General features: G+C 69.4%; 19 protein-coding genes, 3 tRNA genes and 1 pseudogene. 7 read left to right on the top strand and 16 right to left on the bottom strand.

All coding sequences use genetic code 11. From position 1 onward, the window contains the following. The first annotated feature begins 36 nt into the window (after positions 1-36). From AB0368_RS25345 to AB0368_RS25335, 3 genes are all read left to right on the top strand, one after another. Positions 37-1539 carry a ferredoxin reductase family protein gene (locus AB0368_RS25345; protein ID WP_366156443.1) on the top strand — a complete coding sequence of 501 codons (1503 nt, stop codon included), beginning with the start codon at positions 37-39 and terminating at the stop codon, positions 1537-1539. Positions 1540-1611: 72 nt separating this feature from the next. After that, positions 1612-2142 (top strand): FMN-binding protein, encoded by a 531-nt coding sequence (locus AB0368_RS25340; RefSeq protein WP_366156442.1) that lies wholly within the window; start codon positions 1612-1614, stop codon positions 2140-2142. Between the two features lie 9 nt (positions 2143-2151). Beyond that, positions 2152-2901 carry an FAD:protein FMN transferase gene (locus tag AB0368_RS25335; RefSeq protein ID WP_366156441.1) on the top strand — a complete coding sequence of 250 codons (750 nt, stop codon included), beginning with the start codon at positions 2152-2154 and terminating at the stop codon, positions 2899-2901. A 27-nt stretch (positions 2902-2928) separates the two neighbouring features. Here the strand turns inward: AB0368_RS25335 and AB0368_RS25330 are convergent, their stop codons facing one another. Beyond that, the gene (locus AB0368_RS25330) at positions 2929-4116 is read right to left on the bottom strand and encodes a GNAT family N-acetyltransferase (protein ID WP_366156440.1); all 1188 of its coding nucleotides are present in this window, start codon (positions 4114-4116) and stop codon (positions 2929-2931) included. Positions 4117-4300: 184 nt separating this feature from the next. Here AB0368_RS25330 and AB0368_RS25325 point away from each other — a divergent pair. The 3 genes from AB0368_RS25325 (at position 4301) to AB0368_RS25315 (ending at position 4570) form a co-directional block, all read left to right on the top strand. Next, a tRNA-Gly gene (locus AB0368_RS25325) sits at positions 4301-4373 on the top strand. 37 nt (positions 4374-4410) lie between these two features. Beyond that, positions 4411-4481, top strand: a tRNA-Cys gene (locus tag AB0368_RS25320). Between the two features lie 14 nt (positions 4482-4495). After that, a tRNA-Val gene (locus tag AB0368_RS25315) sits at positions 4496-4570 on the top strand. A gap of 111 nt (positions 4571-4681) precedes the next feature. Here AB0368_RS25315 and AB0368_RS25310 read toward each other — a convergent pair. The 15 genes and pseudogenes from AB0368_RS25310 to AB0368_RS25240 form a co-directional block, all read right to left on the bottom strand. Continuing rightward, a complete protein-coding gene (locus AB0368_RS25310; protein WP_366156439.1) occupies positions 4682-6199 on the bottom strand; it encodes a LacI family DNA-binding transcriptional regulator in 1518 nt (505 codons plus the stop codon). Between the two features lie 14 nt (positions 6200-6213). Then, the gene (locus AB0368_RS25305) at positions 6214-6549 is read right to left on the bottom strand and encodes a helix-turn-helix domain-containing protein (RefSeq protein ID WP_366156438.1); all 336 of its coding nucleotides are present in this window, start codon (positions 6547-6549) and stop codon (positions 6214-6216) included. 57 nt (positions 6550-6606) lie between these two features. Continuing rightward, positions 6607-8334 (bottom strand): replication initiator, encoded by a 1728-nt coding sequence (locus AB0368_RS25300; protein WP_366156437.1) that lies wholly within the window; start codon positions 8332-8334, stop codon positions 6607-6609. Next, the gene (locus AB0368_RS25295) at positions 8331-9194 is read right to left on the bottom strand and encodes a hypothetical protein (protein ID WP_366156436.1); all 864 of its coding nucleotides are present in this window, start codon (positions 9192-9194) and stop codon (positions 8331-8333) included. The genes AB0368_RS25300 and AB0368_RS25295 overlap by 4 nt, the downstream gene beginning before the upstream one ends. After that, on the bottom strand, positions 9191-10216 hold the full coding sequence (locus tag AB0368_RS25290; RefSeq protein WP_366156435.1) for a hypothetical protein: 1026 nt from the start codon (positions 10214-10216) through the stop codon (positions 9191-9193). Before AB0368_RS25290 ends, AB0368_RS25295 begins: the two co-directional genes overlap by 4 nt. Continuing rightward, positions 10213-10494: a hypothetical protein gene (locus AB0368_RS25285; RefSeq protein WP_366156434.1), complete on the bottom strand. Its 282-nt coding sequence runs from the start codon at positions 10492-10494 to the stop codon at positions 10213-10215. Before AB0368_RS25285 ends, AB0368_RS25290 begins: the two co-directional genes overlap by 4 nt. Next, complete coding sequence (locus AB0368_RS25280; protein ID WP_366156433.1) at positions 10491-10697, bottom strand: hypothetical protein; 207 nt, start codon at positions 10695-10697, stop codon at positions 10491-10493. The genes AB0368_RS25285 and AB0368_RS25280 overlap by 4 nt, the downstream gene beginning before the upstream one ends. Before the next feature lie 374 nt (positions 10698-11071). Beyond that, positions 11072-11374 (bottom strand): annotated as a pseudogene (locus tag AB0368_RS25275) (hypothetical protein); the annotation flags it as partial. After that, on the bottom strand, positions 11371-12450 hold the full coding sequence (locus tag AB0368_RS25270; RefSeq protein WP_366156432.1) for a hypothetical protein: 1080 nt from the start codon (positions 12448-12450) through the stop codon (positions 11371-11373). The gene AB0368_RS25270 and the pseudogene AB0368_RS25275, both read right to left, overlap by 4 nt. A 130-nt stretch (positions 12451-12580) precedes the next feature. Continuing rightward, positions 12581-12973 carry a hypothetical protein gene (locus tag AB0368_RS25265; RefSeq protein WP_366156431.1) on the bottom strand — a complete coding sequence of 131 codons (393 nt, stop codon included), beginning with the start codon at positions 12971-12973 and terminating at the stop codon, positions 12581-12583. Positions 12974-13047: 74 nt separating this feature from the next. Further along, a complete protein-coding gene (locus AB0368_RS25260) occupies positions 13048-13962 on the bottom strand; it encodes an FtsK/SpoIIIE domain-containing protein (RefSeq protein WP_366156430.1) in 915 nt (304 codons plus the stop codon). 14 nt (positions 13963-13976) lie between these two features. Further along, positions 13977-14426, bottom strand: coding sequence for a single-stranded DNA-binding protein (locus tag AB0368_RS25255; protein WP_366156429.1), 450 nt, complete (start codon positions 14424-14426; stop codon positions 13977-13979). Between the two features lie 5 nt (positions 14427-14431). Beyond that, positions 14432-14638: a hypothetical protein gene (locus tag AB0368_RS25250; protein ID WP_366156428.1), complete on the bottom strand. Its 207-nt coding sequence runs from the start codon at positions 14636-14638 to the stop codon at positions 14432-14434. After that, entirely contained in the window at positions 14635-15465 is an 831-nt protein-coding gene (locus AB0368_RS25245; protein ID WP_366156427.1) for a hypothetical protein, read from the bottom strand. The genes AB0368_RS25250 and AB0368_RS25245 overlap by 4 nt, the downstream gene beginning before the upstream one ends. A 140-nt stretch (positions 15466-15605) precedes the next feature. Further along, a complete protein-coding gene (locus AB0368_RS25240; RefSeq protein WP_366156426.1) occupies positions 15606-16358 on the bottom strand; it encodes a GntR family transcriptional regulator in 753 nt (250 codons plus the stop codon). A 79-nt stretch (positions 16359-16437) separates the two neighbouring features. On the opposite strand from AB0368_RS25240, the gene AB0368_RS25235 reads away from it, so the two are divergent. Then, positions 16438-17529, top strand: a complete 1092-nt coding sequence (locus AB0368_RS25235) for a DUF1152 domain-containing protein (RefSeq protein WP_366156425.1) — start codon at positions 16438-16440, stop codon at positions 17527-17529. Positions 17530-17925: the final 396 nt, after the last annotated feature.

Genomic DNA, 17925 nt, shown 5'->3' with positions numbered 1-17925 from the left:
GGGCACGGACAGACGACTGCCGAGCGGGTGAGACCGATGGCGCGACCAGGGCCGACGATGTACGAGACCTTCGAGGACCAGCGGCCGGTCCGTGACTTCTGGGAGCAGCCCGACCTCAACGAGGGCGTGCCGCGCGGCGACATCCTCACCGAGGCGCCCGGGGCCCCCACCGGCTGGGAGGGCTCCGGCCCCGCGATCGTCACCGACGACCGTCCGCCGGCCGAGGCCACGTCCGGCAACCGGCTGCTCACGGTGCTGCTGTTCTTCGCGGGCCTGGCGACCAGCCTGGCGCTCTGGCTCTTCGAGACCGAGGCCGGCACGATCAACGACACGCCGGCCCTGCTGATGGCGGTCGGCCGGCTGACCGGGTTGGCAGGCGGCTACGTCCTGTTCATCCAACTGCTGATGATGAGCCGGGTCTCCTTCCTCGAGGAGTGGGTCGGCGCCCGGGATCTGCTGCGCTGGCACCGCTGGCTCGGCACGTCCCTGGTCGTGCTGGTCGCGACCCACGTCGTCTTCATCGTGTACGGCTACGCGCTGACCGCCGAGACCGGCGTCGTCGACCAGGGCTGGACGATGATCACCACCTTCCCGGACATGATAGGCGCCACGGTCGCCACCGGGCTGCTGGTGTTCATCAGCCTCATCTCGATCCGGGCGGCCCGGACCAAGATGCCGTACGAGCTGTGGCATCTGATCCACCTCACCGCGTACCTGGTGCTGCTGCTCGGTTACGGCCACCAGATCGCGATGGGCGCCAACCTCTCGGGCGACTTCGCCGACCTCTACTGGCCGACGCTCGGCGCCCTGGTCATCGCGGCCCTGGTCTGGGGGCGCCTGATCGAACCGGTCTGGCTGAACGTGCGGCACCGCTTCGAGGTCGCCGAGGTGGTCGCCGAGGGCACCAACACGTTCTCGATCTACATCGACGGCAAGAACCTCGACAAGCTGCCCGCGCAGGCCGGCCAGTTCATGCGCTGGCGCTTCTTCACCCGCAACGGCTGGTGGCAGTCGCACCCGTTCTCGCTCTCCGCGGCGCCCAACTCGCAGTGGCTGCGCCTCACCGTGACGGCGGTCGGCGGCCACACGGCCAGGCTCGCGGAGATGGAGCCGGGAACGCCGGTGTGGGCGGAGGGCCCGTTCGGTACGTTCACCGCCCAGCGGCGCACCCGCCGCCGCGCCCTGCTGATCGCGGGTGGTAGCGGCATCGCCCCGATCCGCGCCCTGCTCGAGGACATGCCGCCGGACACCATCGTGATCTACCGGGCGAGCAGGCCCGACGAGCTCGTGTTCCGGGAGGAGCTCGAGGATCTCGCGGAACGCCGCGACGCGTGGGTGCGCTACATCGTCGGCTCGCGGAACGACCCGGGCCCCCGCCGCCTGTTCACGGCGAACGGGCTGCTCGGCCTGGTGCCGGACGTGAACCGGCGCGACGTCTACCTGTGCGGGCCCCCCGGCCTGGTGAACGCGGCGGTGCAGACGCTGCGGGAACTCGAGGTGCCCGACAGCCAGATGCATCTGGATCCGTTCGAGTTCTGACCGGCGCCCGCCGGACCGTTTCCACCCGTTCCAGTCCGTTGACCGCTTCGATCTGTCAGTCCGGGAGTTTTGATGCGACGCAGCACCGCAGCAGCCGTAGGGACGTTGACCGGCGCCGCCCTGATCGTGGGCGTGCGACTGAGCGTCTCCGCGCCGGCCGTGCCGACGGCCGCGCCGCCCGCCGTCGACCTGGCCGGTTCGGGGCAGGACGCCACCCCCGAGCCGAGCAAGAAGCCCGGCGCCAAGAAGCCCTCCGGCGACTCGGACGCGGATTCGGATACCGGCTCGGACGGCGGCTCGTCCCAGGGTGAGGCCGGCGGCAGCGGCCTGAAGGACGGCGTCTACAAGGGCGCGGCCGTCAAGAACCCGTACGGCATCATCCAGGTCTCGATCAAGATCGAGGACGGCAAGATCACGGCTGCGGACGCCACCTACCCGACGACGAATGACAGCGCCACCATCAACCCGCCGGCCATCGCCTCGCTGAAGCAGTCCACCGTCAAGGCCCAGAGCGCGGACGTGGACGCGGTCTCCGGCGCCACGTTCACCAGCAAGTCGTACGTGAAGTCCCTTCAGGCAGCCATCGACGAAGCGAACGCGTAAGTTCGGCGCATGCACCACGCCGAGCACGTGATGGGCACGGTCGTCAGCATCGACCTCGCCGACGAGCTGCCCGCTCCGGCCCTGCAGTCGATGATCGACGACGTGTGCCGGTGGCTGCACGAGGTGGATCGGCGATTCAGCACGTACCGCGACGACAGCGAGGTCAGCCGCCTCCGCCGCGGCGAGATCGACATCTCCGCCTGCTCGGACGACATGCGCCACGTCCTGGAGGCCTGCGCGGACCTGTGGCGGTCGACGGACGGCTACTTCGACGCGTACGCCGGCGGCCCGCTGGACCCGTCCGGCTACGTGAAGGGCTGGTCGGTTGAGGTCGCCTCGGCCCGGCTGGCAGAGGCGGGCTCGGTCCACCACTGCATCAACGCCGGCGGCGACATCCGCGCCCGAGGCCTGTCGCGCAAGGGCGAACCGTGGCGCGTCGGCATCCGCCACCCGTGGGAAGCCGACAAGGTCAGCTGGGTGCTGTCCATCACCGACTGCGCGGTGGCGACATCGGGCAGCTACGAACGCGGCGACCACGTCTTCAACCCCCGCACCGGCTCCCCGGCGCGGGGATTGCGGTCGGTCACGGTGGTCGGTCCGGATCTGGCCCTGGCCGATGCGTACGCGACCGCGGCGCTGGCGATGGGTGAGGCGGGGCTGAGCTGGCTCGCGAAGATGGTGGCGGAGGGCTACGACTCGGCCGCGGTGACCGACGACGGGCGGGCGTTCACCACCACCGGGCTGCCCGCCGCGGTCTGAGAGTTCCTGCCACCTCATCTCCGCACCTCAGAAGTCGGCGAACAGGTACGGCATCTGCTGGGGGAACAGGACCCCGAGCGCCTCCACCGCCGGAGCCTCCACCCGGCCGAACCCGCGCGTCACCACTTCGACCGGGTCCAGCACGCCGTAGGCCAGCGCCGAGATCCCCGCGCAGGTCAGCGTGGCCTGAGGCTCGTCCTTGGTCGCCTCCACCGCCAGCCTCCCCGCGTCGCCGGTGATCCGGTAACGGCCGCCGATCAGCTCGTCGTCCACCACCTCCACGGTGACGGCAGCCTCCGCGCCGGCGTGCAGCCCGTTCAGGGCGTCGATGGCCAGCAGCCGCACCATCGGGGCGCCCCTGCGCGGGAGCTCCACCCGGCCCTCCGTGAGCACGGCGAAATCCGTACCCCACAGCTCGGGCACCTCATCCGTGCCGATCTTCAGCACGATCCGCGCCACCTGGTCCGTGTGCCGCGCGAAGAACTGCAACAGCAGGGCGCGCCCCAACGCGCCCGTTGTCAACAGGTCACCCGCGACGAGGTCACCGCCGTACTGATCGATCCGATACGTCACGGCGCCCACTACTTCGCCGTCCACGCGGGCGATCGCCACCCACAACGAAGGGCTCTCGCGGAATTCGGCGGTGCGCGTCTCGTCGTACACGGAAAAGCCGTGCCGTTCCTCGAGCTGTCGCAGCGTGAGGGCGTCGTATTCGTCGAACCCCTCGGAGAGGTGGAGGCGATCGACCTCGCCGGGCAGATCGGCCTTGAGCAGGTGCGACAGCCCCTCCGGCGCGAAGGTGGCGGTGCGCACGCGCGGCACCCCCACGTAGCCGAGCTTGCCGTAGAACGACGGCCGGAACGGATAGAGCGCGCTGACGGCGCAGCCCTGATCCCGCATCTGGAGCATCAGCCGGCCCATGAGCTGACGCACCAACCCCCGGCGCCGCGCGGCCGGATGTGAGGAGACGGATGCGACACCGGCCATGTCGTGCACGACGCCCCGCACGTTCTGCCGCATCGGGAAGGCGGCGACCCCGGCGAGGGTCTGCCCGTCCTCCTCGGCGATGAGGCTGGTCACCGTCCGGTAGAAGACCATCCGCTTGGCATAGGTCTCCCGCTCGGCGTCGGCCCAGGGCGAGGGCATGAACGCGTACGTCTGCAGGGGGAACATCGTGTCGGTGCGCTCGTCGGCGGCGATCTGTCGGATCTCCATGCCCCCATCCAACCCGCCCCGGCCGGTCGGCGCTCGACAGTTTCGCGGCCTGTGGATAACGTCCGCCCGTCGCCCGTGACCTGCGGCTCAGCCGAAATGCGACGCGCCGGGGGACCCCGGTTTGGCAAGCCATGGGGCGACCGGCTAATGTTTCTTCCGTCGCCGGGGGAACCCGGAGGGACAAGCGGACGTAGCGCAGCTGGTAGCGCATCACCTTGCCAAGGTGAGGGTCGCGGGTTCGAATCCCGTCGTCCGCTCGGAGAGGCCGCCACAGGTTACGTGCGGGGCCGGCTCGGTGGAGTGGCCGAGAGGCGAGGCAACGGCCTGCAAAGCCGTGTACACGGGTTCAAATCCCGTCTCCACCTCGGCATTAGATCGAGGGCGATTGGCGCAGCGGGAGCGCGCTTCCTTGACACGGAAGAGGTCACTGGTTCGATCCCAGTATCGCCCACCAAGCAAAACAGCAGGTCAGAACGGGTTTCGTCCCGGTGGGACGAAACCCGTTTCTCGTCGGGAGACGGCTCTGGGAGAAATCTGGGAGACGATCTTGGAACCGGGGAGACGATCATTGCCCGGTCTCCTCTCCCAGTAGCCGGTCCAGCAGCGGCACCGGTGACAGCGAACTGAGCTTCCGGCGCTCGTCCAACGCCGCCCGCCACACCTCGGTCAGGCCGTCGAGCAGCCGCCCGGTCATGCCATCGGTGACGTGCGAGTAGCGAGCCTGGACCGAGCCGTCCGCGTGGCCCATCTGCGCGTCCATCAGGGTCGCCGGTGTACCCAACTCGATCATCAGGGTCTTGTACGAGTGCCGCAGCCCGTGCGGAGTCAGCCCCGGAGCGATCGGCAGCCAGCAGGCATCCGCTCGGCTCGGCGCGTTGCGGCCTCGCACCGGCACGCCGGGCCACGGATCAGCCTCCACGGGTACCGGTCGGGCCGGACGCGGGGCCTTCGCCGGGTAGCCACCGGTCGCGGCCGGTCGAAACAGCCACATGGCGAATCCGTTGCGCCGCCAGTGCGGAGCGGCCATCCCGGTCTGCCCGCCGCGTCGGTAGCCCAGTTCCTCGATCGCCGCCATCACCCGCGCCCGGGTCGCCTCCGCCACGACCGCGCGGTCGTTGAGCACGGCCGACGCTGTACCGATCGCGACCTCGGCATGGCGGGCGACGTCGATCAGCTTCGGCCCGGTTTGCTGCGCCGCGTGGTTCGGCGGCCGGAAACCCCGGAACACGTAGCGGAACCCGTGGCATGGGCACGGCTCCGGCCGGGTCTGGCGGATCTGTCCCATCAGCAGGTCGGTCAGCCAGTCCGGCGTCACGACCGTCCGGTGGGAGCCGTCCTTGGGCGGGCACCGGTGGAACTGGCCGTTGTCCAGTTCGTAGAGCTGCCACTCCACCCGGAGCGCGCCGGGCCGGACGTACTTGGTCTCCAGGCCGACCAGCTCGCCCCAGCGCAGACCGGTGAAACCCGCGCTGACCACGGCCGCGAACTCATCGTCACGGCCGGACAGCAACGCGGCCCGCTCGGCGATCAGGAGCACCCCGAGCGCGGTGGTGATGGTCTTCTCGGCGCCCCGGTGCTGGGACCGCCCGCCCCGCTTGCCGCGTCCCTTGCGCTGTGCGGCGGGGTTGACCATGATCCGGCCGTCGTCCACCGCATCGGCCAGGATCAGGTGCAGCAGGGCACGCCACGAGCGGATGCTGTCGGCCGCATAGCCGGCCGCCCGTTCCTTCTTCACCCAGTCCGCGATCGCTTTCCGGGTGATGTCGGCCAGCGCGTCCTCCTCGAAGGTTGGCAGCAGGTGTTCCTCGAGACGACGCCGATAGTTTTGCATCGTGGACGCGGCCAGGTCCTGCCGGTCGTACCAGATATTGGCGTATTCGCCGAACGTCGCCCGCCCGGACGCGATGTCGCGCATGGCACCGGACCGCACTTGTGCCTCGGCGTCGTTCGCCGCCTGCTCCGCGTCCCGACGGGTGCGGAATTTGATCGTGTTTCCCTGGTCGTCGGTGACCGTGGCGTACACACCGGGGCTGCGCTTGTACCGGCCGCGCCAGTAGTCGCCGCGCTTTTCGGCGAAGCCCATTGTTATTTCTCCTCTCAGGCTGCGGTGGTCGATGGTGGGGCGGCGCCCCGCATCCGGCGCGGAGCCCGCGCCCGCAGGCGGCCGGATGCATCCTCGTCGGAATGGGCTGCTCGGCTGATCGCACGAACGACGGAACCGACCGCAAGCGGTGGCTCGACCGGCTGAACTTCGAAAAGCCGCACGGTCGCGACGACCTGTTCTTCGGTGAAGCGGTAGCTGCCGCCGATCCAGCAGAACGGGATGCGGCGTCGGCGGGCCTGCTCCTTGACCCACCATTCGGAGCAGCGCAGCCGACACGCCACCTCAGCGGGCGTGTAGAGCTGTGACTGCGCCATCGGTGCGCCGTCCATGGTTCGGGACTCCTCCGCGATTTGGGCGTCAAGCTCGGCTTGACGGTTGACGGGCGTTCAAGCGGCCACTGTGGACAAGTACTGGCTGGCGGCCTGCTGGTGTTCTCGGGCCATCGCGGCGGAGGTGTTCGCGAGTAACGCGTCGGCGGCGGTGTGCCAGCCGGCGCCGACGAATTCGAGGAAGTTGACGACCAGCGTGATCGGCTCCGACACGCTCTCGGTGGTCTCGGGGCCGCTGTTCTGGGTGCGGCGGAACACGACGCGTTGCTCGCGGAGCAGGGCGAAGGTAACTGAGTAGCGGCGGGACTTGGTAAGGAAGTGGCCGCCGAAGCCAAGCATGTGCGCCCAGCGGCGCAGCCGGGCGGCGGAATCGGTCGCCCGTACGCGCTCTGACGGCGGCCGGGCGGTGGCTGCGGCGGCTTGTTCCGCGGCGCAGGTCGGGCACATCCGATAGCGGGTACATCCGCCGCAACCCGAGTCGGTGCGAAGAGGGCCGAAGGTGGCGTCGAGCGGTCCGATGTACGCGCGGAAGGCGCGTAAGCCCTGCCCGTGCTCGGTGCTGGCGTTCTCGGGAGCCCGCCCGAGGCGCCAGCAAGCGGCGATCAGGCGTTCGGTGTGGCTGCCGTGCGGGTCGGCGTACAGGCCGATCGTGGTGATGTCGAGGCGGGCCGAGGTGTGCCCGGTAACCTCGGTGGACTTGGTGGCGTACTTGGCCAGGTAGGCCGCGACCTGGGCATCGGTCACCTCGCCCTCCGCCGCCACCGTGATCACCTTGGTGAAAACGCCTTTGTCGCCCCAGCCGATCGGCCAGCCGCCGGGGTTGGCCGGGTGCGGGTCAGTGGTGAAGCTGACCTGCTCGGCGGCGTGGTCGATGGCGGCGACCAGGTCGGCCGCGTCCAACTCCGGCGGGGGCGCCAGGACGGTGTCGGGGGTGTCGGGGTGGTAGCCGTCGAGACGGATGATGGCGTGGAAGTGCACGACACCGCGGCGTTGCATCTCGGCGGCCTTGCCGAACGACAGCCGCCACGCAGGGACCAGCCGGGACCGCTGCCTGCCCTGCTTGTCGACGTAGTAGACGCGGAACTCGGGGACGCCACGCTGGCGGGCCAGTCGCCGCAGGTAGCGGTTGATGGCGATGGTGGTACGCCGCCACAGTTCCCCGGCCATCACGTTCCACACGGCCTGGGTGTCATAGTCGTAGCAGTCACGGCACAGCGGCGTCCCGAGCCGAGAATCGTCGCCCGCGTGGCGGGCGAAGCACACCAGGCGCACGCCGTGCGGGCAGACGCTCAGGTCACGGCGGGCGTGGCAGGGCTCAGGGCGGCAATCGCAGTCTTTGCGCCTAGCGCAGGTGTGCCGCCTGACGGCGCGGGTGTGGACCTCGCCGAAGCCAGGTGCGGTGAAGGTAGGGAACACCGCCGGGTGGTGGGAGACCTGTTCGGGGACGCCCTTGCCGCCGACCAGCCCGGCCCGCACCACCTGGTAGGCGTCACGCTGGTACAGCTTCGAGCAGGACGGACACACCGACTCGCGGCGGTTGCCGCACGGCTTGTAGATCACCCCGTCCGGCATATCCGCCGTGGACCGCTCCGCCAGCAGGCGGCCGGTCGCGGCCTCGACGGTGGCGATGGTCCCGGCCAGCCGCACCGGCCGCGTACACGCCGACGCGGTCTTGACGTGCGACAGCCACGCCTCGTAGTCCGGGCGGGCGGCGCGGGCGATGGCTTGCAGGCGCACGTCGCTGGAGTGCCGGTACCACGAGGGCACGGTGGCGGCGACGGTCATGCCGACCACCCCGCCGGGTCGATGTCGAACAAGGCCGGCTGCCGGGTCGCGGCGTCGATCGTGGTCAAGACCCGGTCGCGCCAGCGCAACGCATAGCGGAGGCAATTCGCGCAGGTGCGGTGCGTGTGGCAGCCGGGCAGGGCGGGCTGACGGCGGGCCTGGGCGCTCCACGCCATCGAGTCCGCCGACGCGAGCAGGTGACCCCAGCTGGCCAGGCCGAGGGTCTTGAACCCGAAGCCGTGCAGGCGGGTGACGCCGTGCCGGTGCAGGGCGATGAGGATGTCACCCACCTCGGTGGTGGACTGGCGGCGGCACACCGACCCGACACCGACCAGGCCGCTGCGGCTGAGGTCGACGCCTGCGCGGGCGTACCGGTCGACACAGCGCAGGTAGTCGCCCGGGGTCCGGCCCTGCACCACCGGCACGAACGGCAGCTCCGGGCCCAGTCCGCGCAGCCGCAGATAGTTGTCGACCGTGTGGGCTTGGTGCTCGGCGACGGTGAGGCCGGTCTTGGCGACGATGAACGGTTCGCACATCCAGTCCTGCGGCGCCGCCCACACGAGGTGGCCGATCTCGTCGCGGTAGCGCCGGACCCGGGCCACGTAATCGGCCGGGGTAGGTCCGGTGTTCCAGGTGCCGTACTGGCTGAGTTCGGTGAAGCCGCCGGAATCCAGCGCCCACGACGCGGCGGCGCGAGGCAGGCGGCGGTAGCGGCGTAGCCGCCGGTCGGAGACGAACAGCGGCACGCCGAGTCGCAGCCAGTGGGGTTGGTGGGTGCCGAGGTAGAAGGTCGGCTCCGCGCAGGGGGCCGTACCCGAAGCGGCTGCTTCGGGTACGACGCTCAACGTGGAGACGGTCACCGGGTCGCCTTCGAGGGGCGCTTGCCGTTGACGGTCGGAATCGGTGTGGTGGGGCTGTCCGGGCCGAGGTCGAGCACGGCCAGGGCCTGAGCTGCTTGCTCGGAGTTCACCCGCGCGCGGGCGGCGAGCTGTCCCGGCTTGATCGGAACGCCGTGTTCGGTGCGGTACTGCTCGGCGATCTCGCGGGCCTTGACCAGCAGGGCCGGGTCGACGGTGTACGGCAGGGGCAGCTGTGCGGGCTCCGGCTCGGTGACAGGGGTGTCGGTGGCGGGAGCGGCCAGCGGCTCAGCCGTCTTGGTCGGCTCGGTCTTGCGGGGCTTGGGCTTCGAGGCGCCTGCGGTAGCCGGCCGAGTAGCGGTCGGTCGCAGCGGGATAGTCGTCGGGCTCGGGGTGACCCGGGCGGCAACCTGTGCCGGGGTCGGAACGACATCGGTCCGGGTCGCCGTCACGGGTTCCGGCGTCGCCGCCGGTTCCGTGCGCGGCTTGATGGGGTCCGCCAATGCCGGTGCGGTGGTGCTGGGCGCCGGGACGGCGGGCGGGGTCGGGGCCGGGATCCGGACAGAGCCTGGGACGGCCGGGGCGGGCACAGGGTGTGGTGTGGTGTGCTGGGTCTGGCCGGTGGCGAGGATCGCGCCGGTGGCCATCACCATGAGCCCGTCGACCGCGAGCGGTCCCAGGACGCACACGATGGGTTCTTCGCCGTAGAAGGCGAGCAGCCCGGACAGGTGCCGGTACGACACCAGGGCAGCCACGAACGCGACCGGGACCATGCCCGCCCAGCGCAGCAGTTGCCAGGTCCACCCGGACGGCCACGCCACCCGGGTCAGGATCTCGGTGGCGACGAACAGCGCCACCGGCCAGAACACGGCACCGACCACGGCGCCGCCACGCGGTGTCCAGTCCTGCGCCACACCGGCAGGCGGGACGTAGGAATGGGCGATGTTCGCCGCGATCGACACGATGCCGCCCAGGACGGCGCCGATGTACGCCCACCAGCGGCCAGACATCCGGGGGGCGCTCATGTCACGTCCCTCCCGCACAGGTCGCAGGTCAGGACGATCCCGTGCTCATCCCACGAGCACCGGCTGTGCTCGCAGGCCACGAACACGAAGGGGCAGTGCTCGCATCGCTGTACCTCGGCCGATCCCTCGAGACCGTCCAGATACGACACGGATGCGGTCCAGCTGCCATTCACCCTGGCGTGCGCGGCATGCTCGCTGAGCAGCATCGGATTACGGGACTCGCCGGTCAGCCGCTCGAACGTTGCCCGGACGGAGACCGCCGGTCGGTCGGTGCTCATCGCGCCGCCCGGTTCCCGGCTTCGTCTTCGAAGCGGGTGAAGGACAGGATCACCGGCTCGCCCGGGACCTCCGGACGCAGCACGTCGGTGACGTCGACGATGTCCTTCTGGGATCGGATCGGATACTGCAGATCGATCTGGCAGTTACCGAAGCCGAACCCGGTCTCGTTGGCGAAGCTGTAGGCGATGAAGTAGGAGATCATCAGGCTGGTTCCTTCCCGGACAGGTCGAACAGTGCTGCGGGTCGGTCCGGGACCAGCGCGGTGTACGCCGCCTGCCGGACCGCCGCTGCCCTATGCGTTCGGGGCTTGGTGGTGCCGATCAGGTCGGCGAACTGGACAGGCGACAGCCGGGCTACCACGGCGTCGTCCTCATGCCGCCGTCGCCGCAGGAGCGGGCGGACGGTGGCGTTGCTCGGGCAGTCGCACTGCCCCTCGGGATAGCGGTAGCCGCAACCCGGACACACCGAAGCGGCCGGGTCACCGGGGTGATGGTCGGCGAACACCTGCACCAGGGTCGCCACCGTGACGCACTGCCCGGCTTCGAGCAGCCGGCGGTCCAGGGCGCCGCGGTCGGTGCGGTCGCCGTAGCGCTGCTGCGCGGCCTGCTTGCTGATACCAAGCCGGTCGGCGATCTCGGACCAGGAGTAGGAATAGGGCTTTTCGCGGAGGCCGGCCACGGCCAGGCGGGTCACTGCATCGACCTCGCTGGACAGCTGCGAGAGCGAGCGGAGTGCCTCGACGTCACCGGCGGCGACCCGGCGGGCATACGCGCGCAGGATCCGCCGCACGAACGCGTCGAACTCGGCGGTCTCCACCTCACGCCGCGACCGCTTACGCGGTTTCGGCGTCACGGCAGCCTTGACGGTGTTCTTGCTCATCGGGCGTCACCGCCCTGCGAACCCCCAGCGCTGTCCCATGCGGCTGCGCGAGCGCAGTGCACGCATATCCACGGCAGGTCGGCGCAGAAGCACCGCTCCTCACAGGTCGGGCAGCCGAACAGGTTGCCCGGCAGGTGCGGCCGGTCGAGGTGACCAACCGGCCCCCGGCCGTCGTCGTCCGGGGTCGCCCAGAGGATGGGCAGGCTCAGCTCGCCCTGGTCGTCATCCGGTTCGGCCCAGATGCCGCCGGGCACGAGCAACTTGACCCTGTCGGCCATGTCCGCGTCGTACGTGCCGAGCGCACGCAGAACGTCGATCAGCTCCTCAGCCGAGCGGGCCGCCGCCTGGCGGAGCACGTCGGTGACCTGCTCGACGGTGCGGCCCTTGGCGTCGTTGAACTCGTACGACTCGCTACCGTTCTCGGCCAGCAGGAACCGGTCGAGGTGCAGCACGGCCTCCTCGAAGTCCAGGAAGCCGGGGTCATCGAAGTGTTGCGCCGGTGCCTCGACAGGGCCGCCGTAGCAGACCATGCCGATCGCACCGGCCATGTCCGCCGCCGGAGTGAAGATGGTGGCGGTCGGATCGTAGTAGGCGCCCTGGACCCAGCCGTGCCGTTCCAGGTACAGCGCCGCCGAGCGCAGCACCGATCCGACGGTGCCGGGTGCCCCGCCGGTATCGGCGAGGGCCTTGAGTCCGGCGTCGGTGACGACGTAGCCGTCCGGCTCCGCGCTGTCCGGCAGGATCACCGGGTGGGCTGCCGTCGGCTCGTCCGTGGCGAAGCAGGCCGCACAGGCGGATTGGTCGACACAGACGATGTGCGGCACGCGCGGATCCGGGTCCGGGTCAGCCCGCACTGGTGTGCCGGCGGTCCCGCAAATCTCGCAGGTGCCCAACGGGTAGCCGTCCGGCTCCGCGCTGTCCGGCAGAGTCACCGGGTTGGCGGCGATGCCGACAGCCGATGCGACCCAGGCGCGGAACTGCTGGTCGTCGCCAAGCAGGTCGACGAAGAAGTTCGTTGCGTGGTCGGTGTCGCGGGGTTCAGGGCAGGCTCCGCCCTGCGGTTGGGTAGCGTGCATGACGCTGACTCCTCTCCTAGCGGGATGGATCAGTGGTTGGGGCCGACGGCACCGGTCTGCTTTCCAGGGCTTGTGCCGGTGTCGTCGGCTTGCCGTAGTAGGGACAAGGACAGATGTGGCCGCATGGCCGTCAGTGCCAGTGCTGCACGACGGTGATGCAGCGGTGCCCGCCCACCGCGAGCGCGGCGACGACGGCGATCAGCACCGGCACCGCGAGGGCGCCGAGGCCGATACCGGTCCACAGCAGCCATCCCGCCGTGACGAGCGCGGCGACCAGGGCCAGGCCGACGATCAGGCCGAAGCCGAGCCAGAACCGGCGCAGCTTGCGGTCACGTTCGGCGATGACTTCTTGGCGGGCCTTCCACTGGGCGTAGAGGGCGCGCTGCTGACGTTCCTGCCGCTGCCGGGCGGCGAGCTGGGCCGCGGGGTTGAGCGGGTAGGCCAGCTCGGCGGGGGTGGTCGGGTCGACGTAGTGCACAACCCGGACCGCCGGGGGCCGAATGTCCGGGAGACGCTTGCTCATTGATCGATCTCCTTCGATAGATGTGGATGGATTCCAGCCCGCATAGGTTTGCGGGGTGGTCGGGGTTGCGCCGGTCAGGCCGCCGCCGGGACCGGCCGCAGACGCGGGCGATCGTCGGCGTTGGTGGCGCGCATGTCGGCCGCGTAGGCGGCGATGGCCGCGCAGGTGCGGTCATCCAGGTAGGCGGTCTTGACCAGTTGCGGGCTGCCGCCCTCGGCAATCAGCAGACCGGCGCCGGGGTTGTTCGGGCTGACCGTGTTCGCGGACCAGCCCTTGTTCGCCCAGCCGTGCCCGAGCACGATGTCCGACGACGAGTCGTTGGTGCAGCGTCCGGCGAAGCGCCACGCGAACAGGTCACGCAGCGACGTCGGGATGATGTCCGAGCTGGGGCGTTGGGTGGCGGCGATGACGATGATGCCGACCGCCCGCCCGCGGGCGACCAGGTCGCGTAGCAGCGCGGCGAACTCTTCGCGCTGCTTCTTGTCCCCGGTCGTGGCCGAGTAGTAGGCGATCTCGTCGATCGCGACCACGTACGGCAGGAACGCGTCCGGCACCCAGCTGATCTCGCCGGTGACCGGCGAGAGGGTCTGGATCTTCTCGACGACCTTGCGGCGTTCGCAGTCGAGCAGGAACGCGTACCGGTTGTCCATCATCGTCTGCAAACGGCTCAGCAGGACCAGTGCTTGGATGATGGTCGGGCCGACGAACGCGTCGGCGCACTTGCGCCACTGGCCGAGTTCGACCTGCTTGCCGTCCAGCAGGATCAGCTTGCAGTTCGCGCACAGCGCCGCGTAGGCGACGAGCACGTTCAGCAACGCCGACTTACCCGCGCCGGGCTCGCCGCCGATCAGCAGGTTGCGCCAGATCAGCCGGATCAGCACCTGCATGCCGAACTCGTCGATCCCGATCGGGACCGGGTCGAAGATCGACAGGGGCAGGCCGGGCTTGACCGGGCCGAGTGCCGTGTTCGCGGCCAGGACGGGCTGCATCAGTCAGCCTCCCGTTAGACCGTCGCCGGAGCGGCGATGCTCCAGGCGTCGTCCTTCGGCACATCCGGGGTGAACCCGTCGCCCTTGCCACCGGAACGGTTCATCCGCTGCACCTTGGCCTGCGCGAACCGCAGGCTCGGGCCGATCTCGTCGACGTCCAGCCCGTACGCGGAGCGCTTCTCCTTGGTCTCCTTGTCCTCCCAGCGCGACAGCCGCAGCCGCCCGGAGGCGATGACGCGGGTGCCCTTCGCGAGGGACTCGGCGATGTGCTCGGCGATGTCGCGCCAGGCGGTGCAGTTGAGGAACAGCGGGTCGCCGTCCTTCCACTGCCCGGACTCGCGGTCCAGGGTGCGCGGTGTCGACGCGATCGTGAACTTCACCATCGCGGTGCCGTTCGGCAGGAACCGCAGTTCCGGGTCATCGGTCAGGTTCCCGACGACGGTGATCGTGGTTTCTCCAGCCATTGCTCTTACTCCTCAGGATCGATTGCTGGTTTCGGGCAGAACGCCAGTTGGCGCGCCCGGTGCAGGCACATCCACAGCCGGTCGACATCGGCCAGCCAGATGTGTAGGGCGGAGTTCGTGGTCAGGCGAACCTCGCCCCAACCCGCGTATCCCGCCGGAAAGCCGACCTCGATGGCGGGCTGTCCGGAACTGAACCCGTCCGCCGCACTCATCGCCGAGCGCCACGCGGCGGTTCGGGTGCAGGCTCTTCAATGTCGGCCAACTCCAGGCCGACCGGCGGCACAGCCGGCGACACCGGCACATCCGCCGCTTCCGCGTTGCGCAGGCTCGGGATCAGCAGCGCCAACGGCGAATCAATCCGGCCCGTCAACGGGTCACGCCGGGCAATGTCCACGCGCAGCAACGCGGCATACCGTTCCGACGCAGGAGCGATCCGGACCTGCTTGGCGATACACGCCACCGCGATCAGACCGGCCTTGCCCTCCAGGTCCTCCAGCGCCAGGCCCGGGCGCAGCCACAGCCACACCCGCTCACCCGCGAGCGTCGGACGCGCCCACAACAGCAGCGGCAACGCCGCCGGACGACCACCCGACACCCGCGCCGCGCTACGCACCAACGTCGCGAAAGACAGCCGCAGCCGATGACGCACCACCAGGCACCACGACCACGCGTACACGATCCGGCGCGGCCGACGCGGCACGAACACCGCGATCACTACCGCCAGCAGCACGACCGAAGCGATCCACCAGGTCGTCAGGTGCGCCAGCGTGACCCAGCCGCCCACCACGACCACCGTGGTCGCGATCTCGATCGACCACCACCACAGCGTCCGCAACACCGGCCAAACCCGCACCAGCACCGCCGCCACCAGAGCGCACACGACACCGGCCAACGCACCCAGCACCACCGCCAACAGCAGCGGGCAGAACACGCTCAACACCGCCGTCACCAGCGCATCGCACGCCAAACCCACGACCAGGGCCGTGACCCCGGCACGCCGGGCGTACCACTGCGACATCGGACGCTCCACGAGCGTCACCAACCCGACCGTGTCCTTGCTAGACGGGCTCCGATACATCCTTCGCCTCCTCTCGCCGCAAGTGGACTATACCAGTGAGATGGATAGTGGACTATGCCACTTGCTTCAGAAGGAGGAAACGGCCCGTCCACACGGAGGACTTACCCCTCGATCGGGTACTCCTGCTCGATGCTCCACACATCGGGCGGGTAGATCGACTCGGCATACTCCAAGATCTGGTCCGCCGAGTCGTACACCGTGTGCCGGTAGGCCAGGACCGCTGCGGGGACCGCTTCAAGGTGGAGGAGTTCCGCCTCCTGACTCGTGGCGAGGCGGGCAGAGACTCGATCCCGGGCGTATGAAGCTGTCCGACCGGTTGTCGACTCGACGTAGCGAACACTGCCGATGCCGCCTAGCGAGGTCGGGTCCAACAGACGCGGGGCTTGTTCAGACAGCGCTACTGGCCACCACGAAGTGGCTATCTCCACGGGTCCCGTGCCCTCCCGTGAGATCAGACGCCGCCGACTCATCGCCTGCGCCGGCCGAGCCAGGCTCAGCGCCTCGGCCACGTGATCGGGGGCGTCAACGATCCCGACGCCGAGGATCTCCATGGACTCATCCGGGGCGTACTGTGCACCCTGGGCGCGGTAGCGGTGGTATCTGTGCGAAGCGCGCCTGTGCGCGCGAACGTCACGGACTCGGGTGCCCGAACCTTGCTGAGACTCGAGGAGCCCTTCACGCCGCAGCGTTTCGAGGGCGCGAGTCGCGGTCGGCCGTGCCACCTTCCAGGACTCCGCGATCTTGCGTTCGCTGTCCACCTCGTCGCCCGGCTGAAGATCACCCCTCAGAATCTGATCGCGGATGTGCCCGGCTATCTGCAGGTACTTAGGGAGGGCAACCTTGATTTCCGGCACGATGCACGCAATCTGGTAGATATCGCTACTTGGTATAGGCCATTGGCCACCCGTAGCTTAGCGCCGTACCGTAAGCCCTGTGACTACGACACTGACTGTCGCGGCAGGCGGCGGAGGCGACGCCCTTGCAGCCCTCATCGCCGATCGCGCGCTGAATCCGACAACTACGTCGGAACAGGTCGTGGCCAGCTTCTCCTGGGATCGATACATCATCGACCCCACCCCCGGACCTCGAACAGTTCACGACTTCGACGGCCTGGTCCAGCACGCCCCGCATGTCTGGGAGGTGACCTCAACAAGCCGACTCCGCGCAGGCGGAACCTCAGGACTCACCATCCTCGCGCAACGCACCGAGGGCCGCTTCTTCCTCCTCGACCCGTCGGATGGTGCTGACGGAGTGCTCCGGCAGCTAACCGAGCTAACCCAACTGATCTCAGCCTCCGCGGTCACGCTCGTCGACGTTGGCGGCGACATCACAGCGGCCGGGTACGAGCCCGAGCTGTCCAGCCCGCTCGCCGACTCACTCGCCCTCGCGGCCGTCGCAGGACTCTCCATACCAGGAACGGTCGCCGTCGGCGGACCCGGACTCGACGGTGAACTAAGTAGCACCTACGTACGAGCGAGAATGGCCCACGCCGACGCCCGTCCCCACCGAGTCACTTCAGCCGACGTCAAGGCATACATCTCCGCCCTCGACTGGCACCCCTCCGAGGCGACCGCGCTTCTCTCCGCAGCAGCCCTGGGAATCGAAGGCCGCGCCGAGATCCGCGACAGCGCAGCATTAGTCCCCATCGACGCCACCAGCGCGGACCTGCTCGTAGCGGACTGCCAGCCCGTCTTCGCGTTCAACCAGGTCGCCCAACACCTGGTAGGTTCTCGGTCCTTCGCAGGCGTGGAGGCCATCACTCGAGAGGTCTGCGGACGAACCGAGCTCAACCACGAGCGCCGGAAGGCAACGGCACTAGCACAGACTGCCTACACCGCACCGACTGCCGAGGAACTCCAAGCCCGCATCACCGCGCATCGACGTCGAGCAGCCGAACACGGCGCCACACTCATCAGCTTCCGCCGACTCGGTGAAGTCGCTGGCCTGCGAACCTACGAGCCGGCGATGATCCGAGCCGCAGCCCGCCAACTCGCCTACGACGACGTCCCACTCTGCCGTCTCTAGACCAAGGCGGACTGGCGCTTCCGTGTCAAGTTGACGCGAGCCGGTCGGATGCGGCGTCGTGCGAGGTAGACGGGACTGCCGAGGGGCCTACGGGTTCGTCGCGGTGGTCACGGTTGCCGTACTTCAGTGCTGTACTGGTTCCCTGCGGCGTGTTGGATGCCGTTCCGAGCGCGGCAGACCATTGCGATCGAGGACGCGAAGCGAGGCGGGCAGCCGTTAAGCCTGGCTGCGGTTGCCACGTGCGACGCGAATTTTGGGGCTGGGTCTGCTGCACCGATAGGTGACAGTTTCAGTCACGCGACCTGACTGGCCGGTGGGGTCATGATGGTCTCGTAGTCGATAGGGGTCAATCGGGACAGGGACCGCTGCCGTCTGCGGCGGTGGTAGGTCCGTTCG

This window comes from Actinoplanes sp. NPDC051475 (assembly GCF_040689425.1).
In the GTDB taxonomy this organism is placed as follows: Bacteria; Actinomycetota; Actinomycetes; order Mycobacteriales; family Micromonosporaceae; genus Actinoplanes.
The sequence above is the reverse complement of the archived record's forward strand: the minus strand, read 5'-3'. Positions and strand labels throughout refer to the sequence as shown.

Coding starts and splice junctions, on each gene's coding strand:
- AB0368_RS25335 (WP_366156441.1), top strand. CDS start 2,152: ATGCACCACGCCGAGCACGTGATGGGCACGGTCGTCAGCATCGACCTC.
- AB0368_RS25300 (WP_366156437.1), bottom strand. CDS start 8,334: ATGACCGTCGCCGCCACCGTGCCCTCGTGGTACCGGCACTCCAGCGAC.
- AB0368_RS25340 (WP_366156442.1), top strand. CDS start 1,612: ATGCGACGCAGCACCGCAGCAGCCGTAGGGACGTTGACCGGCGCCGCC.
- AB0368_RS25285 (WP_366156434.1), bottom strand. CDS start 10,494: ATGAGCACCGACCGACCGGCGGTCTCCGTCCGGGCAACGTTCGAGCGG.
- AB0368_RS25290 (WP_366156435.1), bottom strand. CDS start 10,216: ATGAGCGCCCCCCGGATGTCTGGCCGCTGGTGGGCGTACATCGGCGCC.
- AB0368_RS25255 (WP_366156429.1), bottom strand. CDS start 14,426: ATGGCTGGAGAAACCACGATCACCGTCGTCGGGAACCTGACCGATGAC.
- AB0368_RS25330 (WP_366156440.1), bottom strand. CDS start 4,116: ATGGAGATCCGACAGATCGCCGCCGACGAGCGCACCGACACGATGTTC.
- AB0368_RS25345 (WP_366156443.1), top strand. CDS start 37: ATGGCGCGACCAGGGCCGACGATGTACGAGACCTTCGAGGACCAGCGG.
- AB0368_RS25270 (WP_366156432.1), bottom strand. CDS start 12,450: ATGCACGCTACCCAACCGCAGGGCGGAGCCTGCCCTGAACCCCGCGAC.
- AB0368_RS25260 (WP_366156430.1), bottom strand. CDS start 13,962: ATGCAGCCCGTCCTGGCCGCGAACACGGCACTCGGCCCGGTCAAGCCC.
- AB0368_RS25305 (WP_366156438.1), bottom strand. CDS start 6,549: ATGGACGGCGCACCGATGGCGCAGTCACAGCTCTACACGCCCGCTGAG.
- AB0368_RS25310 (WP_366156439.1), bottom strand. CDS start 6,199: ATGGGCTTCGCCGAAAAGCGCGGCGACTACTGGCGCGGCCGGTACAAG.
- AB0368_RS25265 (WP_366156431.1), bottom strand. CDS start 12,973: ATGAGCAAGCGTCTCCCGGACATTCGGCCCCCGGCGGTCCGGGTTGTG.
- AB0368_RS25280 (WP_366156433.1), bottom strand. CDS start 10,697: ATGATCTCCTACTTCATCGCCTACAGCTTCGCCAACGAGACCGGGTTC.
- AB0368_RS25250 (WP_366156428.1), bottom strand. CDS start 14,638: ATGAGTGCGGCGGACGGGTTCAGTTCCGGACAGCCCGCCATCGAGGTC.